At 59.1% G+C, this 18527-nt stretch carries 14 protein-coding genes and 2 tRNA genes; 6 read left to right on the top strand and 10 right to left on the bottom strand.

What is annotated here, in order from left to right; genetic code table 11:
* Positions 1–41 precede the first annotated feature (41 nt).
* The 5 genes from C8E00_RS00550 to sdhC all read right to left on the bottom strand — a co-directional run bounded on the left by C8E00_RS00550 (position 42) and on the right by sdhC (position 6326).
* Positions 42–2876, bottom strand: coding sequence for a 2-oxoglutarate dehydrogenase E1 component (locus C8E00_RS00550; RefSeq protein WP_133693338.1), 2835 nt, complete (start codon positions 2874–2876; stop codon positions 42–44).
* A 231-nt stretch (positions 2877–3107) separates the two neighbouring features.
* A complete protein-coding gene (locus C8E00_RS00545; RefSeq protein ID WP_133693336.1) occupies positions 3108–3818 on the bottom strand; it encodes a succinate dehydrogenase iron-sulfur subunit in 711 nt (236 codons plus the stop codon).
* A gap of 13 nt (positions 3819–3831) precedes the next feature.
* On the bottom strand, positions 3832–5604 hold the full coding sequence (gene sdhA, locus C8E00_RS00540) for a succinate dehydrogenase flavoprotein subunit (RefSeq protein ID WP_133693334.1): 1773 nt from the start codon (positions 5602–5604) through the stop codon (positions 3832–3834).
* Positions 5605–5607: 3 nt separating this feature from the next.
* Positions 5608–5955 (bottom strand): succinate dehydrogenase, hydrophobic membrane anchor protein, encoded by a 348-nt coding sequence (sdhD, locus tag C8E00_RS00535; protein ID WP_133693332.1) that lies wholly within the window; start codon positions 5953–5955, stop codon positions 5608–5610.
* Positions 5949–6326, bottom strand: a complete 378-nt coding sequence (gene sdhC / locus C8E00_RS00530; protein WP_133693330.1) for a succinate dehydrogenase, cytochrome b556 subunit — start codon at positions 6324–6326, stop codon at positions 5949–5951. Before sdhC ends, sdhD begins: the two co-directional genes overlap by 7 nt.
* Before the next feature lie 459 nt (positions 6327–6785).
* On the opposite strand from sdhC, the gene gltA reads away from it, so the two are divergent.
* On the top strand, positions 6786–8072 hold the full coding sequence (gene gltA / locus C8E00_RS00525; protein WP_133693327.1) for a citrate synthase: 1287 nt from the start codon (positions 6786–6788) through the stop codon (positions 8070–8072).
* 479 nt (positions 8073–8551) lie between these two features.
* On the opposite strand, the gene C8E00_RS00520 is transcribed toward gltA, so the two are convergent.
* The 4 genes from C8E00_RS00520 to C8E00_RS00505 all read right to left on the bottom strand — a co-directional run bounded on the left by C8E00_RS00520 (position 8552) and on the right by C8E00_RS00505 (position 11390).
* A tRNA-Glu gene (locus tag C8E00_RS00520) sits at positions 8552–8627 on the bottom strand.
* A 16-nt stretch (positions 8628–8643) separates the two neighbouring features.
* Positions 8644–8719 (bottom strand) — tRNA-Ala (locus tag C8E00_RS00515).
* 179 nt (positions 8720–8898) lie between these two features.
* Positions 8899–10377 carry a glutamate--tRNA ligase gene (gltX, locus tag C8E00_RS00510; RefSeq protein ID WP_133693325.1) on the bottom strand — a complete coding sequence of 493 codons (1479 nt, stop codon included), beginning with the start codon at positions 10375–10377 and terminating at the stop codon, positions 8899–8901.
* Positions 10378–10493: 116 nt separating this feature from the next.
* Positions 10494–11390: a LysR family transcriptional regulator gene (locus C8E00_RS00505; protein WP_133693323.1), complete on the bottom strand. Its 897-nt coding sequence runs from the start codon at positions 11388–11390 to the stop codon at positions 10494–10496.
* A 691-nt stretch (positions 11391–12081) separates the two neighbouring features.
* On the opposite strand from C8E00_RS00505, the gene C8E00_RS00500 reads away from it, so the two are divergent.
* From C8E00_RS00500 to dusA, 3 genes are all read left to right on the top strand, one after another.
* The gene (locus tag C8E00_RS00500) at positions 12082–12720 is read left to right on the top strand and encodes a helix-turn-helix domain-containing protein (protein ID WP_133693321.1); all 639 of its coding nucleotides are present in this window, start codon (positions 12082–12084) and stop codon (positions 12718–12720) included.
* A gap of 80 nt (positions 12721–12800) precedes the next feature.
* Positions 12801–13094, top strand: a complete 294-nt coding sequence (locus C8E00_RS00495) for a hypothetical protein (protein ID WP_133693319.1) — start codon at positions 12801–12803, stop codon at positions 13092–13094.
* A gap of 370 nt (positions 13095–13464) precedes the next feature.
* Positions 13465–14487 carry a tRNA dihydrouridine(20/20a) synthase DusA gene (gene dusA, locus C8E00_RS00490; protein ID WP_279586097.1) on the top strand — a complete coding sequence of 341 codons (1023 nt, stop codon included), beginning with the start codon at positions 13465–13467 and terminating at the stop codon, positions 14485–14487.
* 7 nt (positions 14488–14494) lie between these two features.
* Here the strand turns inward: dusA and C8E00_RS00485 are convergent, their stop codons facing one another.
* Positions 14495–15520, bottom strand: a complete 1026-nt coding sequence (locus tag C8E00_RS00485; protein WP_133693316.1) for a succinylglutamate desuccinylase/aspartoacylase family protein — start codon at positions 15518–15520, stop codon at positions 14495–14497.
* A gap of 317 nt (positions 15521–15837) precedes the next feature.
* Between C8E00_RS00485 and C8E00_RS00480 the strand changes: the two genes are divergently transcribed.
* Both C8E00_RS00480 and C8E00_RS00475 read left to right on the top strand, forming a co-directional pair.
* Positions 15838–17121: an NAD(P)/FAD-dependent oxidoreductase gene (locus C8E00_RS00480; RefSeq protein ID WP_133693314.1), complete on the top strand. Its 1284-nt coding sequence runs from the start codon at positions 15838–15840 to the stop codon at positions 17119–17121.
* 90 nt (positions 17122–17211) lie between these two features.
* A complete protein-coding gene (locus tag C8E00_RS00475; protein WP_133693312.1) occupies positions 17212–18501 on the top strand; it encodes an NAD(P)/FAD-dependent oxidoreductase in 1290 nt (429 codons plus the stop codon).
* Positions 18502–18527: the final 26 nt, after the last annotated feature.

Genomic DNA, 18527 nt, shown 5'->3' with positions numbered 1-18527 from the left:
CGTTTCCTTAGTGTTTTCTCTCGATCCCGATGGGGGACACCTCAGCCAGTAATGGCGTCTTCCACCAGTTGACGCTGCTGTTCAACATGGACGGACATGTAGCCGGATGCCGGCGCGGCGGATGCCGGGCGCCCCGCGAACTTGAGGTCACGCCCCAAGCCTTCCTTCACCATGTCGGCCACCAGACGCATGTGATGCTGGCTCTGATACCAGGCGCCCTGATTGAGCGGCTCTTCCTGGCACCACACGACCTGCTCGAGGTTCGGATAGGTCTTGAAGACCTCATACAATTCTTCCTTGGGGAAAGGATAGAGCTGTTCCAAACGCACGATCGCGACATCGTCGTTGCCATTTTCGGCACGATAGTTCGCCAGATCGTAATAGACCTTGCCAGAGCACAGCACCACGCGTTTGACGTTTTCGGCATCGCGCTTGCCTTGATCAGGCAAGACCATCGCGAAGCGACCATTGGCCAGATCTTCCAGCGTCGAGGTTGCCTCTTTATGGCGCAGCAGGCTCTTCGGCGACATGATCACCAGCGGCTTGCGCAGCGGGCGAATCACCTGGCGACGCAACAGGTGGAAAATCTGCGCCGGCGTGGTCGGCATGCAGACCTGCATGTTGTGTTCCGCACAGAGTTGCAGGAAACGCTCGAGGCGCGCCGAGGAATGCTCGGGGCCCTGTCCTTCATAGCCGTGCGGCAACAGCATGGTAAGGCCGCAGAGCCGCCCCCATTTCGTCTCGCCGGAGGAAATGAACTGGTCGATCACCACCTGCGCCCCGTTGGTGAAGTCACCGAACTGGGCCTCCCAGATGATCAGAGCCTTGGGCGCAGTCGTGGAGTACCCGTACTCGAACGCCAACGCCGCTTCCTCGGACAGAAGGGAATCGCGAATGGTGAACTTCGGCTGGTCTTCCTTGATGTACTCCAGTGGCACATAGGTCGAACCATCCTTCTGGTTATGCACGACGGCATGGCGGTGCGAGAAAGTACCGCGGCCTGAATCTTGCCCTGTCAGGCGAATCGGATGCCCTTCATCCAGCAAGGTGGCATACGCCAGCGTCTCGCCAAAGCCCCAGTTGATCGCCAAGTCACCGGCGGCCATCTTGCGGCGGTCTTCATAGATCTTGGCCACCTGACGCTGCACTTCGACGTCTTCGGGCACTTCGCACATCTTGGCGGCAAGCGTCTGCATGCGCGTCATGTCGATCGACGTATCGGCGTCGCCGGTCCACTCGTGACCTAGGTAAGGTGTCCAGTCGACGAACAGCTCGGTATTGGGCTGCTTGACCAGCGCATTGGCCACATGATTGCCCGCCACCAGATCCTCGCGATACTTCTCGACCATCGCGGCCGCATCATCATCGCTGAGCACCCCTTCTTGTACCAAGCGTGCGACATAGAGCTCGCGAGAGCTCTTGTGCGATTTGATCTTCTGATACATCAACGGCTGGGTGCCGGAGGGCTCGTCGGCTTCGTTGTGACCGCGCTTGCGGTAGCAGACGAGATCGATCACCACGTCCTTGTTGAACTGGTAACGATAATCGACGGCCACCTGGGTGGCATGCACCACGGCTTCGGGATCATCGCCGTTCACATGGAAGATCGGCGCCTGGACCATCTTGGCGATATCGGTGCAGTACTCGGTGGAGCGGGCGTCATCGGGCCGTGATGTGGTGAAACCGACCTGGTTGTTGATGACGATATGCACGGTGCCGCCGGTCTTGTACGCGCGTGTCTGGGACATCTGGAATGTCTCCATGACCACGCCCTGGCCGGCAAAGGCGGCATCACCATGCACCACCACCGGTAGTACCTTGGTGCCCTCACTGTCTTCGCGACGATCCTGGCGAGCGCGCACGGACCCTTCCACTACCGGTGAGACGATCTCGAGGTGCGAGGGGTTGAACGCCAAGGCCAGGTGCACTTCGCCACCTTCGGTCATGACGTTGGAACTGAAGCCTTGGTGGTACTTCACATCCCCCGAGCCTTGCTGGATCACCTTCTTGCCATCGAACTCGTCGATCAGTTCCGAGGGGCTCTTGCCCAGCAAGTTGACCAGCAGATTGAGACGGCCCCGGTGCGCCATGCCGATGACGACTTCCTTGGTGCCATAATTGCCGGTGCGCTGGATGATTTCGTCGACCATCGGAATGAAGGTCTCGCCGCCTTCCAAACCAAAGCGTTTGGTGCCCGGATACTTGGACGCGAGGTAGTTTTCCAGCCCTTCGGCAGCCGTCAAGCGTTCGAGGATGTGCTTGCGCACATCGACGCTGTAGTCGGGCTTGGAACGCACCGATTCGAAACGTTGCTGCAGCCAGCGCTTCTCGTCAGTGTTGACGATATGCATGAATTCGCAGCCAATGCTACGACAATACGTCTTCTGCAGAACGTCGACGATTTCCTTGAGCGGCGCCTGATCCTTGCCCAGGAACAACGAGCCGGTCTGAAAAGGCGTCTCCATGTCAGCATCGGTCAGCTGATGGAAGGAAAGATCCAGGTCAGGGATCGGGGTCGGGCTGCGCAGTCCCAGCGGGTCGATATCGGCACGCTGATGGCCTCGGAAGCGGTACGCATTGATCAGTTGGAGAACCTTGACCTGTTTCTTGTTCTCGCTACTGTCGGCGGCACCGGCGGCAGGTTTGCCACGACGGTTCTGGGCCAACTGGTAGAACTGATCGCGAATCGGGCTGAGAGGAACGTCGTGAGAGGGGGCGCCTTCCGGACGAGGTAACTGATCGAAATAGTTACGCCATTCGTCGGGAACCTCAGTGGGATCGACGAGGTATTGCTCGTAGAGCGCTTCCACGTAGTGGGCGTTGCCGCCGCTGACATGGGAAGTGCGCCACATCAACTCCATTATGCCTTCTTGCATTTCTTGGTCACCCTATGCACTGATGGGTGTTCTCGGCGCCGGCACGTCCGGACGTGCCGGCGTCACTTGGGACCTGCGGGGCAGGTTGGCGTCACATGCGACGTAGGGCCCACTTATCGTCAAAAGCCGGTGCACCAGGCACCGGCTAAAACGGCCGTGGGACCCATTTCCTGCGACGCCATGTCGCAGGAGACGACTTGTTGCCAATGATAACAAGCCACGCGACGCGATTTAAGTGGCATTCGACAGTAACATCTCACGAATCTTGCCAATCGCACGCGTCGGATTGAGCCCCTTCGGACACACCGCCACGCAGTTCATGATGCCACGGCACCGGAACAGACTGAACGGATCCTCGAGCCGCGCCAGTCGTTCACGCGTCGCCGTATCACGGGAGTCGGCGAGAAAGCGATAAGCCTGCAGCAAGCCGGCCGGCCCCACGAATTTATCTGGATTCCACCAGAAGGAGGGGCAGGCCGTGGAACAGCACGCACACAGGATGCACTCGTAGAGACCATCGAGCTTGTCGCGATCTTCCGGCGACTGCAAACGTTCGGTGGCCGGCGGATTGGTGTCGTTCTGAAGGTAAGGCTGGATGCTCTCGTACTGCTTGTAGAACACGCCCATATCGACGACCAAGTCGCGAATGACCGGCAAACCAGGCAGCGGACGCAGGACCAGCTTATTGTCCTTGACCACCTCGGACAGCGGCGTGATGCAAGCCAACCCGTTCTTGCCATTCATGTTCATGCCATCGGAACCGCAAACCCCTTCGCGGCAGCTACGCCGATACGCCATGGAACTATCCTGCTGCTTGATCATTTCAAGCGCATTGAGAACCATGATGTCGCGGCCCTGCGTGTCCAGCTCGAACTCCTGCATGTAGGGCGCGGAGTCGGTTTCCGGGTTGTAGCGGTAAATGGATATCTGAAGCGTAGACATCTTGGACAACCCCTTAGTAGGTGCGGATTTTCGGCTCGAAGGTCTCGACGGTCTTCGGCGCAAAGTTCACGTCACGCTGCCCAAGCCGCTTCTCGACCGGGAAATACATGGAGTGCTTGAGCCAGTTGGCGTCGTCGCGATCCGGGTAATCGTAGCGCGAATGCGCGCCACGGCTTTCCTTGCGCTCGAGCGCAGAGATCGCAGTGGCTTCCGCCACCTCGAGCAGGTTATCGAGTTCCAACGCCTCGACGCGCGCGGTGTTGAAGGCATTGGACTTATCGGCCAGGTGCGCATTACCGATGCGCTCACGCAGGGAAGCCAGTTTCTTGACGCCCTCTTGCATGTTGTCTTCCTGACGGAAGACCCCGAAGTCGTTCTGCATCACATCCTGCAGCTCGGCACGCAGGTCGGGGATCGCCTCGCCACCGCTCGACTCATCCCAGCGGTTAATGCGCGCCATGGCGCTGTCAATGTCGCTCTGAGCCGCTTCGAGGTAATCGACACCTTCATTGAGCGCTTCTTCGATGAACATGCCGGCAGCACGCCCGAACACCACCAGGTCGAGCAACGAATTGCCGCCCAGGCGATTGGCACCGTGCACGGACACGCACGCCGCTTCGCCACAAGCAAACAGCCCGTTGACGACCTGATCGTTGCCATCGGCATCCTGCATGATCGCTTGACCGTGCACGTTGGTCGGCATGCCGCCCATCATGTAGTGGCACGTCGGCACGACGGGAATCGGATCCTGTGCGGGGTCGACATGGGCAAAGGTCTTGGACAATTCGACGATGCCCGGCAGACGCTTGCCGAGGACCTCTTCGCCCAGGTGATCGAGCTTGAGCATGACGTGATCACCGTTTTCGCCGCAACCCCGCCCTTCGAGGATTTCCATGACCATGGCACGGGCCACCACATCGCGACCGGCCAAGTCCTTGGCATTCGGCGCATAACGCTCCATGAAGCGCTCGCCGTCCTTGTTGATCAGATAACCGCCCTCGCCACGGCAACCCTCTGTAACCAGCACACCGGCACCGTAAATGCCGGTGGGGTGGAACTGCCACATTTCCATGTCCTGCATGGGGAAGCCGGCACGCAGCGCCATGCCGATACCGTCACCGGTATTGATCAAGGCGTTGGTGGTGGACGAATAGATACGCCCTGCACCGCCGGTTGCCAAGACCGTCGCCTTGGACTTGATGTGCACGACTTCGCCGGTCTCGATGCACATGGCAATGCAGCCCACCACATCGCCATTGGCATTCTTGACCAGGTCTACCGCATACCATTCGTTCAGGAACACGGTGTTATTCTTCAGATTGTTTTGATACAGGGTGTGCAGCAAGGCATGACCTGTACGGTCGGCGGCAGCGCATGTCCGTGCCGCCTGGCCGCCCTTGCCGAAGTCCTTGGACTGACCACCGAAAGGACGCTGATAGATGCGACCGTTGTCGAAACGCGAGAACGGCAGCCCCATGTGCTCCAGCTCGAAGACCGCCTTGGGGCCCTCGGAACACATGTATTCGGCAGCTTCCTGGTCGGTAATGTAGTCGCCGCCCTTGACGGTGTCGTACATGTGCCAGCGCCAATCGTCATTGGGATCGGCAGATGCGATGGCGCAGGTGATACCGCCCTGAGCAGAAACGGTGTGCGAGCGCGTCGGAAAGACCTTGGACAATACCGCTGTCTTCTTGCCGGACTTGGCCAGCTCGAGTGCGGCACGCAGGCCGGAGCCACCGCCACCGATGATGATTGCGTCGAATGTCAGGCTACGCATATTAGACATGGATCAGGCTCCCCATAGGACTTGAACGCCCCACACCAGAAAAACGAAGATGGCCAGCATGACGACCGCTTGGAATGCAAAGCGGACACCCGTCTGCTTGAGATAGTCGGTCGACACCGTCCACAACCCAACCCATGCGTGCGCCGCGATGGAAATGAAGGCCAGCAGGGAGAAGATGCGCATCCAGGTCTGTGAGAAGAGCCCGCTCCACGTGGCGTAATCGAGCCCCGGATGGAACAGGAGATACAAGACCATGAACACGGCATAGACCGCCAGAATGATGGCCGAGACGCGCTGAATCAGCCAGTCGGATAGGCCACTACGACCGAGGTTCGTGATGTTGGTTACCATACCCAGACTCCTGCCAGAACCACCAAGATGGCACTGATCACGACCGTGATCTGCGCCTTGCGATATCCACCCTCGAGATCCACGCCAATACCTGCATCCATCAGCAGGTGCTTGATGCCGGCCACAAAGTGGAAACCCAATGCCGAGAGCAGTCCCCAGGCGATCAATTTGGCAAGTACGTTGTTGGAAAGAGCGTCACGCACTGCTTCGAATCCCTCGGGAGACGACAGTGACGCATCGAGAGCCCAGAAACCGAAGATCAACCCCACGAAGAGGATGACACCGGTGATGCGGTGGGCAATGGAGGTCAGTGCGGGTAGTGGAAATTTTATCGTCGTCAGGTCTAGGTTTACGGGTCTTTTGCTATTCACGGCTCATCACACTCTCTTGGCCCGCCAGCGGCTGGGGCTGTACCCGGTGCGGGCGGTGGTTTGAGGGGGAGGTCTTGGTCGAGGGCTTAAAAGGACCAAGCCATGCTCCTGCCAGTCGCGCGGGTTAAGATTATAAGGACCGGGGGATGTCCTGACAAATGAGATAGCCCTTGCAGCCATCCTCATGGACGCGTCAAATGGGGACAGTACTGCTGGAGCAGGCACCTTGCTCGCCCCCTTGTTCTATCGCCACTTATCGCCACACAGGGACACGCCATGCGGCGACACGACGTCCACAGGGCGCCCCCGGCACTGTCGGAAAAGTCGACGAGCGCAGACGGCTCTCGGACAATGCCTAGGCCCAATTGACAATCCACCGCGTGGTTCTATAGTAGGCGAATTATTTTCGCTGGCATGGCAAGCAAGACAAAGACTTAGGTAAAAAAAGAGGAGGCCATAATGGCTGACAGGAAAGCGCAGTTGACGGTAGAAGGGTTGGACAAGACGATCGAGTTCCCTGTCTACTCCGGCACCGTCGGGCCCGATGTGATCGACGTCCGCAGCCTGACCAGCGAAGGTCTGTTCACATACGACCCGGGCTTCGTCGCCACCGCCTCCTGCGAATCAGGCATCACCTACATCGATGGCGCTGCGGGCGTGTTGCTTCACCGCGGTTATCCCATTGACCAACTCGCCGAGCACTCCAATTACGTCGAACTCTGTTACCTGCTGTTGTTCGGCGAGCTCCCCAGCAAGGCGCAATACGACGACTTCGCGGCCACCGTGAGAAATCACACCATGGTCCACGAACAGCTCGTCAACTTCTTCAAGGGCTTTCGCCGCGATGCTCACCCGATGGCCATCCTGTGCGGTGTGGTCGGCGGCCTGGCGGCCTTCTACCATGACAATCTGGACATCACCAAGGAAGAAGAGCGCCGTGTCAGCGCGATTCGTCTGATCGCCAAGATGCCAACGCTGGCCGCGATGTGCCACAAGTACAATATCGGCCAGCCCTTCAACTATCCGCGCAATGATCTCGATTACGCGGAGAACTTCCTCTACATGATGTTCGGCAACCCCTGTGAAAGCTACGAGGTGAACCCGGTTTTCGCCAAAGCCATGGACCGGATCTTCATGCTGCATGCCGATCATGAGCAGAACGCCTCCACCTCCACGGTGCGCCTGGCCGGCTCCACGGGCGCCAACCCCTTCGCCTGCATCAGCGCCGGCATCGCCGCACTCTGGGGACCGGCGCACGGCGGCGCCAACGAAGCCGTGCTGAATATGCTCGACGAGATCGGTGATGAATCCGAGGAGAACATCCAGCGCTTCATCGACCGTGCCAAGGATAAGGATGATCCATTCAAGCTGATGGGCTTTGGCCACCGCGTCTATCGCAATTTCGACCCGCGCGCCAAGGTCATGAAGGAAACCTGTGACGAGGTGCTGGGCGAACTCGGCATGGCCGACGATCCAAAGCTCAAGATCGCCAAGCGACTCGAGCAAATCGCCCTGGAAGACGACTACTTCATCGAGCGCAAGCTCTACCCGAACGTCGACTTCTACTCCGGCATCATCCTCAAGGCGATCGGCATCCCGACCAACATGTTCACCGTCATCTTCGCCATGGCTCGCACGATTGGCTGGACCTCCCACTGGAACGAGATGATCAGCGGCAGTTACCGCATCAGTCGCCCGCGTCAGCTTTATATCGGCCACCCCCAGCGTGACTACCCCAACGAGTAATCTGTGCGTCAAGACAGCGAGCGTAGCTGAACGACTCGAATGGATCGTACACCGCGGACCGCCTTGAAGGCGGTCCGTTGCGTTTGAGAGCGTCGCGTTGACATTTCCCCGCCCCTCATCGTTCTGCCTGGCGCAGTGCCTCCGACACCGCCAAGCGTTTTCCACACTTTCTGTGGATAAACCTGTTCAAAACCTCTAGGCAGTCCGCCAGAAACACCATGACAAGGCGGTTACGCTCAAATCGGTTAATTTTTAACCTTTCATAAGTGATTGAAAAACATAAAATTTTTCTATAACGCGCAGTATGACAGGCCTCATGAGGCGTTATGCACAATGCGAAACGGCAGGCAACACCGCAGTGGACAAAGTCACAGAGGTGTCAAGAGGAAAAACGTATAAAAACGTCTAAAGGCGAACAACAAGCAGAGACAAAAAAGACGCTTTCGCGTCTCGGTGTCGACAGCATTGACGGGGGAAAGTGGCGTCCCATAGGGGGTTCGAACCCCTGTTACCGCCGTGAAAGGGCGGTGTCCTGGACCACTAGACGAATGGGACGCATTGTCTTGATGCGTGGTGGAGCCTAGCGGGTTCGAACCGCTGACCTCAACACTGCCAGTGTTGCGCTCTCCCAACTGAGCTAAGGCCCCGTGCCTCAAGACGGTGCGCATAGTACCGACCGGCCCCTCCCACGTCAACACTTTTCAGGAAGAAGGAAGAAGGAATGCCGTACCTGGCGCTTTCTTCCCGCTTCAAGCTGCGTAGCAGCGTTCTACCTTCTTCCAGGCGCGCAGCGCCGCTCTTCCAGCTCCGAGCGAAGCCCTGGAGCTTACAGCTGCCGATATTCCTTCTCGAAGCGCTTGGCCTGCTTCTTGGAGACGCCGCCGAGCACCTCGATGGCATGACGCAACCGTGCGCGCGTCATGTCCGACCCCAGAATGGCCATGGCATCCAACACCGAGGTCGATGTCGCGCTCCCCGTCACCGCGATGAAAACCGGCGCCAGAAAGGCCTTCATCTTCATGTCGAAGGCCTCGGCCAGCGCCTTGACTTCCTCGAGCAGCGCATCCTTTTCCCAGCGCGAGACGCCTTCGAGACGCCAGGTCAGGAATTGCAGCAACTTGAGCAGCGTTTCATGCTCCAGTTTGATGCCGTCGAAGCTGGACGCCTCGAGCGGCGGGACGCCGGAAAAGAAATGCCCGGCCAACGGCATGACATCGGACAGCGTCGAGATGCGCGGACGCACCTGCGGCAGGATCTGGCTGACATAGTCCTCGTTAAAAGCCCACTCACGCAACGCCTGCAGCAGGGACGCATCATCCAGATCCTCGCGAATATAGACGCCGTTGAGCCAGGTAAGTTTCTCCAGATCGAACACGGGCCCACCCAGCGACACACGCTGGATATCGAAGTTCGCCATCATCTCGTCGAGGGTGAACTTCTCGCGGTCGTCGGGCATCGACCAGCCCATGCGGCCCAGGTAGTTGGTCACCGCCTGCGGCAAAAAGCCCATGCGGCGATAATAGTTGATCGACGTCGGGTTCTTGCGCTTGGAAAGTTTCGACTTGTCCGGATTGCGCAACAAAGGCATATGACACAGTGTCGGCATCGGCCAGTCGAAATATTCATACAGGAGCTTGTGCTTGGGCGCAGAGTTGATCCACTCCTCTCCGCGCATGACATGCGTGATGCCCATCAAGTGGTCGTCGACGACGTTGGCCAAGTGATACGTCGGCATGCCGTCGGACTTGAGCAGGATCTGGGCGTCGACCTGCGCCCAATCGACTTCAATCTCGCCACGCAGCATGTCGCTGACCACGCAACTGCCCTCCCCAGGTACTTTCATGCGCACCACATAAGGCCACTGCTCACGCTCACGACGCGCCACTTCTTCATCGGCAAGCGCTAGATCGGCGGGTTTGAGTGCTAAGTGCAGACCTGCCGCCTTGCGCGCTTCGCGCAGTTCGTCGAGCTCCTCGCTGGTCCGGTAACACTTGAACGCATGCCCCGCGTCGAGCAACTGCTGCGCGTATTGCGCGTAGATAGCGCCCCGCTCACTTTGGCGATAAGGCCCATGCGGGCCGCCCACGTCAGGACCTTCATCCCATTCCAGGCCCAGCCAGCGCAGCGAGTCGAGAATCATCTGCTCCGACTCGGCCGTCGAGCGCACCCGATCCGTATCCTCGATGCGCAGGATAAACTGACCACCGTGCTGACGCGCGAAGCATAGGTTGAACAGTGCGATATAGGCCGTGCCGACATGGGGATCGCCGGTGGGCGACGGTGCGATACGCGTACGTACGGTCATGGAATTCCCGATCATTGGTGATTGACGATGGCACCATTATACGCATGCGCCTATCCGGCATCAGCACCACCGGGCCAAACGCCCGACGAGATCGAAGCTCGATGTAACGCAAGGCATCACAACGCCAGGTGCTCGCGAAACCAGTCGGTGATGAAATCCAAATAGGCCCGCGTCTTGTCGGGAAGGTACTTACGCGAGCGGAACAGCACCAACATACTGCCATGTTCGTTCCAATACGGTTGCAAGAGCGGTGTCAGTTGCCCCTCCTCCACCGCCGCGCGTGCCGCGAACGTCGGCAGATAAGCCAAGCCGAATCCCGCCTTCGCGGCCTCGACCACACCCAGCAGGTTATTGATCACCAGACGCGAATTGGGCTCGATATCCAACGGTTGGCCATTGAGCGAAAAGCGCCAGTGGGCGCCGAGATCGTAATTGCCGTAGAACACCGTGTCGAAATCGGCGATATCTTTAGGATGCAACGGCCGACCCACGCGCGCCAAATAATCCGGCGCGGCATACAAGCCATAGACCACTTTGCAAAGCGGACGCGATACCAGGCTCGATGGCGGCATCGGCCCCATGCGAATGGCCAGGTCCACGGATTCGTCGATGGGCTCGAAACGCTGATCCTCGAGCAGGATTTCCACCGACATCTCGGGATAGCGGCGCATGAAGGCGGTGGTCGGCGCCGCCAAATACATGAACCCGAAGCTCACTTGGGCACTGACCTTGAGTTGTCCTCGCGGTTGCGACGTCACCGACTGTACCTGGGCCTCGGCCGTCTGCAGCTCTTCGATGACCCGCAGCCCATGCTCGTAATAGATCTGTCCAGCTTCCGTGAGACGCAGCGAGCGCGTCGAGCGATTGAGGAGACTGACACTCAACTCATCCTCGAGCGCCGCCACGCGCTTGGACGCCAGCGACTTGGAAATACTCAGACGCCGCGCCGCTGCAGTAAAACTGCCCGCACGCACGACCTCGACGAAGACACGCAATGCATCCAGTGTCGTCACGGTAAAGATACTCCGACATACCAGTTTCCAAAACAGAAACACTAGTTTTCGATTGTACCCTCTTATTACGCAAAGACCGACTGCCTATACTGATCGCGCTCGGGCAAGCGATCTATCGCTCCCGGCATGCGTGGCCTTTTCTCAGCGGAATTGCCACGCGCACGCTACCGGCGCACGATGGCTTCTGGCCCAAGGGCGCTGGGTGGCGCCTTCAGTGAAAAAGCTTTTTCTTTGCGCCATGTGCCTGCTCTTCGGAGCGGCTGGCGCCTTTTCGCCTATTCTTACCCCCTCCCCCTTGCGGAGCGAGCGATCAACGTGATGTCGCTCTGGCCACGTGCGTGCTTTTTTATCGCGGACGAGGCAGCCGCTTAGAGGTAAACCCTAAAAGATTGCCACACGCACGCTACCGGCGCACGATGGTTTCTGGCCCAAGGATGCGGCGTGGTGCCTTCAGTAAAAAGTCTTTTCCTTACGCCATGTGCCTTCTACACGGAGCAGTTAGCGCCTGTTCGCCTATTGTCACCTTCCCTCGGAGCGGACAGTCAACCTGATGGGGACATGCGTGTTTTTTATCGCTGACCAGACAGCCGATTAGAGGAAAACCCTAAAATATCGACAATGCCTCAACCCGAAACATACTTTGGCATTGGCTGGATATGCTAACGCGTTCACCTTATGGCGAGATCTTTACATGGACGCATTGGGACCCCGGATCAAGCAGCTAAGGATAGATGCCGGCTTGAGCAAGGCTGCCTTGGCTAGACGTGTCGGCGTATCGGACGTCACGATTTCCTATTGGGAATCCGGCACGATCAAGCAAGTCGGACACGAGCGGCTCATCGCACTGACCGAGGCACTGAATTGTCCCCTCGAACGATTACTCGAGGACGCCACCAGCGTCGCTTCTCAACGCAGCGCTGAAGAAGTGACCGGCGACGTACGCCTTTTGACATTACATGCCACGCCTCCAGTACCCTGGAAAGCTCACACGCTCGCGACGCCTCTAGCGGCCTCGGGCTCCGCCATCGACGCCCTCGTTCGCGAGTGCTTCTTGGTGACACCAGCCGCAGGCGAGACGTTCGCTTATCTCGAGAAGGGCGATATCGCCGCCATTCTTCCCACCTCGCACTTTCAATGGGAAGGACTTTACCTACTCGAGTGGCGCCATGCGCTGACTATCCAGCATTTGAGCCAGTTGGCACCGGGGACGTTGCGAATCGGTGACGATACGCACCACACCATCGTCGACTCGAATAAGCCGCTTCCCTTTCACATCACAGGACGCCTTCAGGCGCGTTGGCAACAATGTCATGGGGAGGTCCCGTTCTAAACACCTCCGATCGTCCGGGGGAATCCCCAACGACACACCATGGTCCATACTGACGAATACCCTCATCGTTAGGAGGCCTCATGGTAAAAGCCATATTGCTGGTAACACTCTGCGTGCTGACATGGCCAGTACTGGCCGATGCCCCAGACCAGAGCGACTCGCTCAGCGACAGTCGACAACGCAATAAATTGCAACGCGATATCAGCAGCGACCGCGCCACCATCATCGAACGTCGCCACTCCCTGGACCACAGCGAACGTCGCCGTGAGCGCTTCGATGAGCGCCTGCAGCAAGAGCGTCAACTCGAACGTTCTCAGCGCCGTCTGGAAGACTCGCAACGCGAACTCAGAGACCAGCGTCGCCAGTCTCCCTGAGACAAAAAAAGCCCGACCAATACTGGCCGGGCTTTTATACAAATCTGCCTTTCCTTGCAGTCATCACGAACGTCCTGTCCGTGCCTCCATGCCTACCTAGGCGTCCTTTCTACCTAGCTTCCTTGCCCTCCGCCCTTCCGTGGCGGACGACATCACCATGGCAGAAGACCTCCCGCAGTAAAAATAATCTGCATCAAACAACGCCGATTTCATGTTCCAGAATGTAACGCGAATCGCCTCAGGGTCCTCTACTCGCACGGGCGCCGGCGAACTCGTCTCAGCGATATTGCCGAGCCATCCGTATGACGTACAATACGCGACCATTACCCGCGTATCATTGTCCGTCAATTTCATGCACAGGAGGCCATAAGTGGTTGAAAAATCAGCGCAAGACTCGCTAGCGCGGGCCCGCCGATTTTCCGTGGCCCCGATGATGGATTGGACGACCCGCGACTACCGCGCCTTCGCTCGCACGCTGACGCGTGAAGCGCTGCTCTATACCGAGATGGTGACGACCGGGGCGATTCTGCACGGCTCGCCACGCGAACGCTTTCTGGGACATAGCGATGTCGAGCATCCGTTGGCGTTGCAACTCGGCGGCAGCGATCCTGCTGCACTGGCGGAATGCGCCGCCATCGCCGAGGAATGGGGCTACGACGAGGTCAACCTGAATGTCGGCTGCCCCAGCGACCGGGTGCAGAACAACCTGATCGGCGCCTGCCTGATGGAACATCCGGATAAGGTGGCCGCGGCAGTCAGCGCCATGCAGGCAGCGGTCTCGATCCCGGTCACGGTCAAGTGCCGCATCGGCATCGACGAGCAGGACGAGGACGCCGATCTGGCGCGCTTCATCGAACGCGTCGCCGATGCCGGCTGCAGGGTATTCATCGTGCATGCCCGCAAGGCCTGGCTGGAAGGGCTTTCGCCCAAGGAAAATCGCGACGTACCGCCGCTCAATTATTCACGTGTGCATCGTCTCAAGGGACAGCATCCCGATCTTCATATCGGCATCAACGGCGGCATCAAGACACTGGACGCATGCCAGGCACATCTCGATGTCGTCGATAGCGTGATGATCGGGCGTGAGGCATATCAGAACCCCTGGCTACTGGCCGGCGTGGATGCCGCCATCTACGACAGTGCCTCGCCCACGAGCAGCCGCCATGCAGCCGCACGCGCTTTCCGTCCCTACATCGCCGAGCGTTTGGCGGCGGGTGCCAAGCTGAACCACATCACCCGACACCTGCTCGGCCTGTTTCAGGGCTGCCCCGGCGGACGTCAGTTTCGGCGGCATCTGTCGGAGAATGCCCACCGCGACGGCGCCGGACTCGAAGTGTTCGACGAGGCACTGGCCAAGGTACGTGAGCCACAGCCCATCAACGCCGTTGCCTGAGCCAACGCTATAGCTCCTGGCGCGTCTCGAAATCGGAATGAAAGGTTTCGACGGCGTTCTCGGCTTCTTCGATTTCATCGAAGCGCGCCACATGAAACAACGCTTCGCCCTCGTTGGCCAAGGGCAAGTTGCTCATGCCGATAATGATACCGTCGGCGTTGGCGAGCACCTCCTGCTCGGCGTTACCGAACGGATCGGCAACGCGCCCCAGCACATCGCCCCGTGCCACCCGCGTGCCCAGCCGGGCACGGGGCCGTAGAATGCCATCGATGGGCGAGCGCGCCCAGCTCGAACCATTGGCGACTTCCGCCACGGCAGGCGCATGCCGACGCCGGTCGGCAGGCAGCATGCCCAGCAAACGCATGACCCGCTGCACGCCTCTCACACCCGGCGCGATCGCCCACTCGTCGAAACGCAACGCCTCGCCAGCTTCATAGGTGAGAACCGGCACATCGCGTGACTGCGCATATTCCCGTAGGCTCCCTTCGCGCAGCTCGGCATTGAGAATCACCGGGACCCCAAACGCCTCGGCCATGGCCTGTGTCTCGGGTCGCGCCTGGAGTTGTGCCCGCACCTGCGGAAGGTTGGTGCGATGAATGGCGCCGGTATGTAGATCGACGATGTGCGTCGCCAGCTCGACGATCTGCTCGCGAAACAGCGACGCGACGCGCGAGCCCAGCGAGCCGACCTCGCTGCCCGGAAAACAGCGATTCAAGTCACGCCGGTCAGGCAGATAACGTGTCTGCTGCACGAAACCGAAGACATTGACGATCGGGACCGCAATCAGCGTACCCCGCAAGCGCGATAGCGATGCCAGCCGCAACGTGCGGCGCACGATCTCGACGCCATTGATCTCGTCACCGTGGATGGCGCCGCACACCAGCAGCACCGGCCCCGGTCGACGGCCATGCACGACCTCGACAGGAATATGCAAGGGTGCATGGGTGTACAGCTTGGCCACCGGGACATCGATTTGTGCCCGGCTGCCGGGCGGAATACGCGTACCGGCAAGTTCGAAGGGAGCGCGAGCCATTAGTGATCCTATATCGAAGATGGCGGATTCGTTATACCGCCATGGCGCCTCATGAAACCCCATTCATGCAAGCGATTATTTATTTAGCCGTCCATGAAAGATGCCAGTGCGGACTTTCACGTTCAGGCATGACGTGATAAATGACACTTTCTCTTCTGCTGAGAAACTCGGGGGCCTTCGCATGACTGCTCGTAAAATATACCCGAGGGGGTATAGCACAAGGTTGGGCCTCCTTCGTAACGTTATCTCAAGCTAAGACTCAAAAGGCCAACATTTAACCAAAGCTGGTCGATACAACGATGGTTCGGGAGCAAACCGTGCAGGCAACGTCTCATCCTCATTCCTATTACGCGGCGTCCGCCAATGACAAGCGCGTACGTCCGGCCCTTCAGGGGCACGTAAAGGCGGACATCTGCATCGTCGGCGCTGGCTTTACCGGCATGTCTACAGCCCTTCACATGGCCGAGAAGGGCTACACCGTCGTCATCCTGGAAAGCAACCGTATCGGTTTCGGCGCGTCCGGACGTAACGGCGGCCAGATAGTCAACAGTTACAGTCGCGATATCGACTTTATCGAGCACCATTACGGTCAAGAGGTGGGTGCCGAAATGGGTCGGATGGCCTTCGAGGGAGGGCGTATCCTGCGTCGTTTCGTCAAAGAATATGATATCCAATGTGACTTGAAGGAAGGCGGTATTTTCGCCGCTTGCAACGGCAAGCAGTTCGATGAGCTGGTCGCGAAAAAGAGACTCTGGGAAAGCCACGGCCATGAACAATTGGAGCTGCTCGACGAACATGCCATCCAGCAATACGTAGGGAGCAAACGCTATGCAGGCGGCCTGATCGATCATAGCGGTGGGCATTTTCACCCACTGAACCTGGTACTCGGTGAAGCCGCCGCTCTGGAATCCCTGGGCGGAACCATCTACGAAAACTCGACGGCACTGCGGGTTGATGAAGGCGACAAACCGGTCGTCCATACCGAGGAAGGCAGCGTTGAAGCAGACTACGTCCTGATTGCCGGCAACGCCTACCTCAATGGACTACTGCCAACACTGGAATCCAAGGCCATCCCGTGCGGTACCCAGATCATCGCCACCGCTCCCCTACCGAACGATGTGCAGCGACGTTTGCTTCCCAAAGACAACTGCGTCGAGGACGGCAATTACCTTCTTGACTATTTCCGCCTGTCCGGCGATGGGCGAATGATCTATGGCGGCGGCGTCACCTACGGCGCCCGCGAGCCGGAAAAAGTCGAAGCGCTAATAATGCCGAAGATGCTCAAGACGTTCCCAGAGCTGAAAGACGTGAAAGTGGACTTTGCCTGGACCGGTAATTTCCTGTTGACGCTGACCCGGTTGCCCCAGTTCGGGCGCATAGGGACGAACATCTACTACGCGCAAGGGTATAGCGGCCATGGCATCACCTGCACCCACTTGGCGGGCAAAGTGATCAGTGACGCGATTCAGGGGCAGGCGGAACGCTTCGATATTTTCGCTCAATTACCTCAGCGCTCGTTCCCCGGAGGACGCGGGATGCGAATTCCGCTGACCACCCTGGGTGCCTGGTACTACAACCTGCGCGATAAGCTCGGAGTGTGATTCTTTAAGACCGGTCACTAACGCAATGGACAACGAAAGCATTTCTCAATATTCGCATGAATAATTCTACAAAATAACCGGATGAAATCTATGTGCAGTGCCGACTCCAACACACCCGCTTCGTGGTACCGAGCCTCCATCGCCGTGGAATTAGCCCCCACTCAGCCGCTGGAAGGCGATACCCGGGCTGATGTTTGCGTGATCGGCGGTGGGGTCACCGGCTGCTCGACGGCCCTGCACTTGGCCGAGCTTGGCTATTCGGTGGTATTGCTCGAAGCCGGCGACATTGGTCATGGGGCCTCCGGACGCAGCGGTGGACAGATCCTGCCGGGGCTGGGGACCGACATCACCACCATCCAGCAGGCCCTCGGGTTGTCCCGTGCCCGCGAGATATGGGAAATGAGTCGCGAGGCGGTGCGCCTGACCGCCTCGTTGATCGAGCGTCATGCCATTCCCTGCGAACTGGCCTGGGGCTACCTGCACGCGGCGGTCAAGCCCCGTCACGTCAAGGAGCTCGCAGCCTTCCACGAGCAGATGGCGCGTGATTACGGCTACGAGGCGCTCGAGTGGTTGCAAGGCGCCCCCCTGCGCGAGCATGTCGTCACCGATGCCTACCCGGCGGCCCTATACGACCGCGAAGGCGGCCATCTTCATCCACTCAACTATACGCTGGGCCTGGCCCGCGCGGCACAGCGTGCCGGAGTACGCGTGCATGCCCATAGCGCCGCGCGCACGATCCAGCGCGGCCATCCTGCCACGGTCACCACCGAGCGAGGACACGTAACGGCGGACTTCGTGGTGCTGGCCACCAATGCCTATCACGGCGACCTGGTCCCGGAACTCTCCGGCCGCACCATGCGGGCCGCTAACTATATGATCGCCACCGCACCGTTAAGCGAGGCACAGGCAGCAGAGGTACTGCCGCAGAACGATGCCCTGGCCGACGCCAACTTTGTCCTCGACTATTATCGCCTCAGCGCCGACCGACGCCTGATTTACGGTGGCGAGGTCAGCTACGATGGCCGCGAGCCACCGCGACTCCAGGCACGCATGGATGCCAAGATCGCCCGGCTATTCCCTGTTCTCAACGGCTTGCCCATCGAGTACCGCTGGGGGGGCGATGTCGCGATTACTCTCAACCGGGCTCCCGATTTCGGCCGTCTAGACGATAATTTCTACTATGCCCAAGGCTATTCCGGCCACGGTATGGCCATGGCAGGACTGGCCGGCAAGCTGATGGCCGAGACCATCGCCGGCCAAAGTGAACGCTTCGATGTCTTCGCCGCCATACCGCACCGTCAGTTCCCGGGCGGTCGTGCTCTACGCAAGCCGCTGCTGGTGCTGGCGACTCATTTCTACAAACTTCGCGACCGGCTCTGAGGCCATCAACAAGAAAAGGGGTATCC

This window comes from Chromohalobacter marismortui, assembly GCF_004364315.1.
In the GTDB taxonomy this organism is placed as follows: Bacteria; Pseudomonadota; Gammaproteobacteria; order Pseudomonadales; family Halomonadaceae; genus Chromohalobacter; species Chromohalobacter marismortui.
Note: the sequence above shows the minus strand (reverse complement) of the source record. Positions and strands in the feature narration are given on the sequence as shown.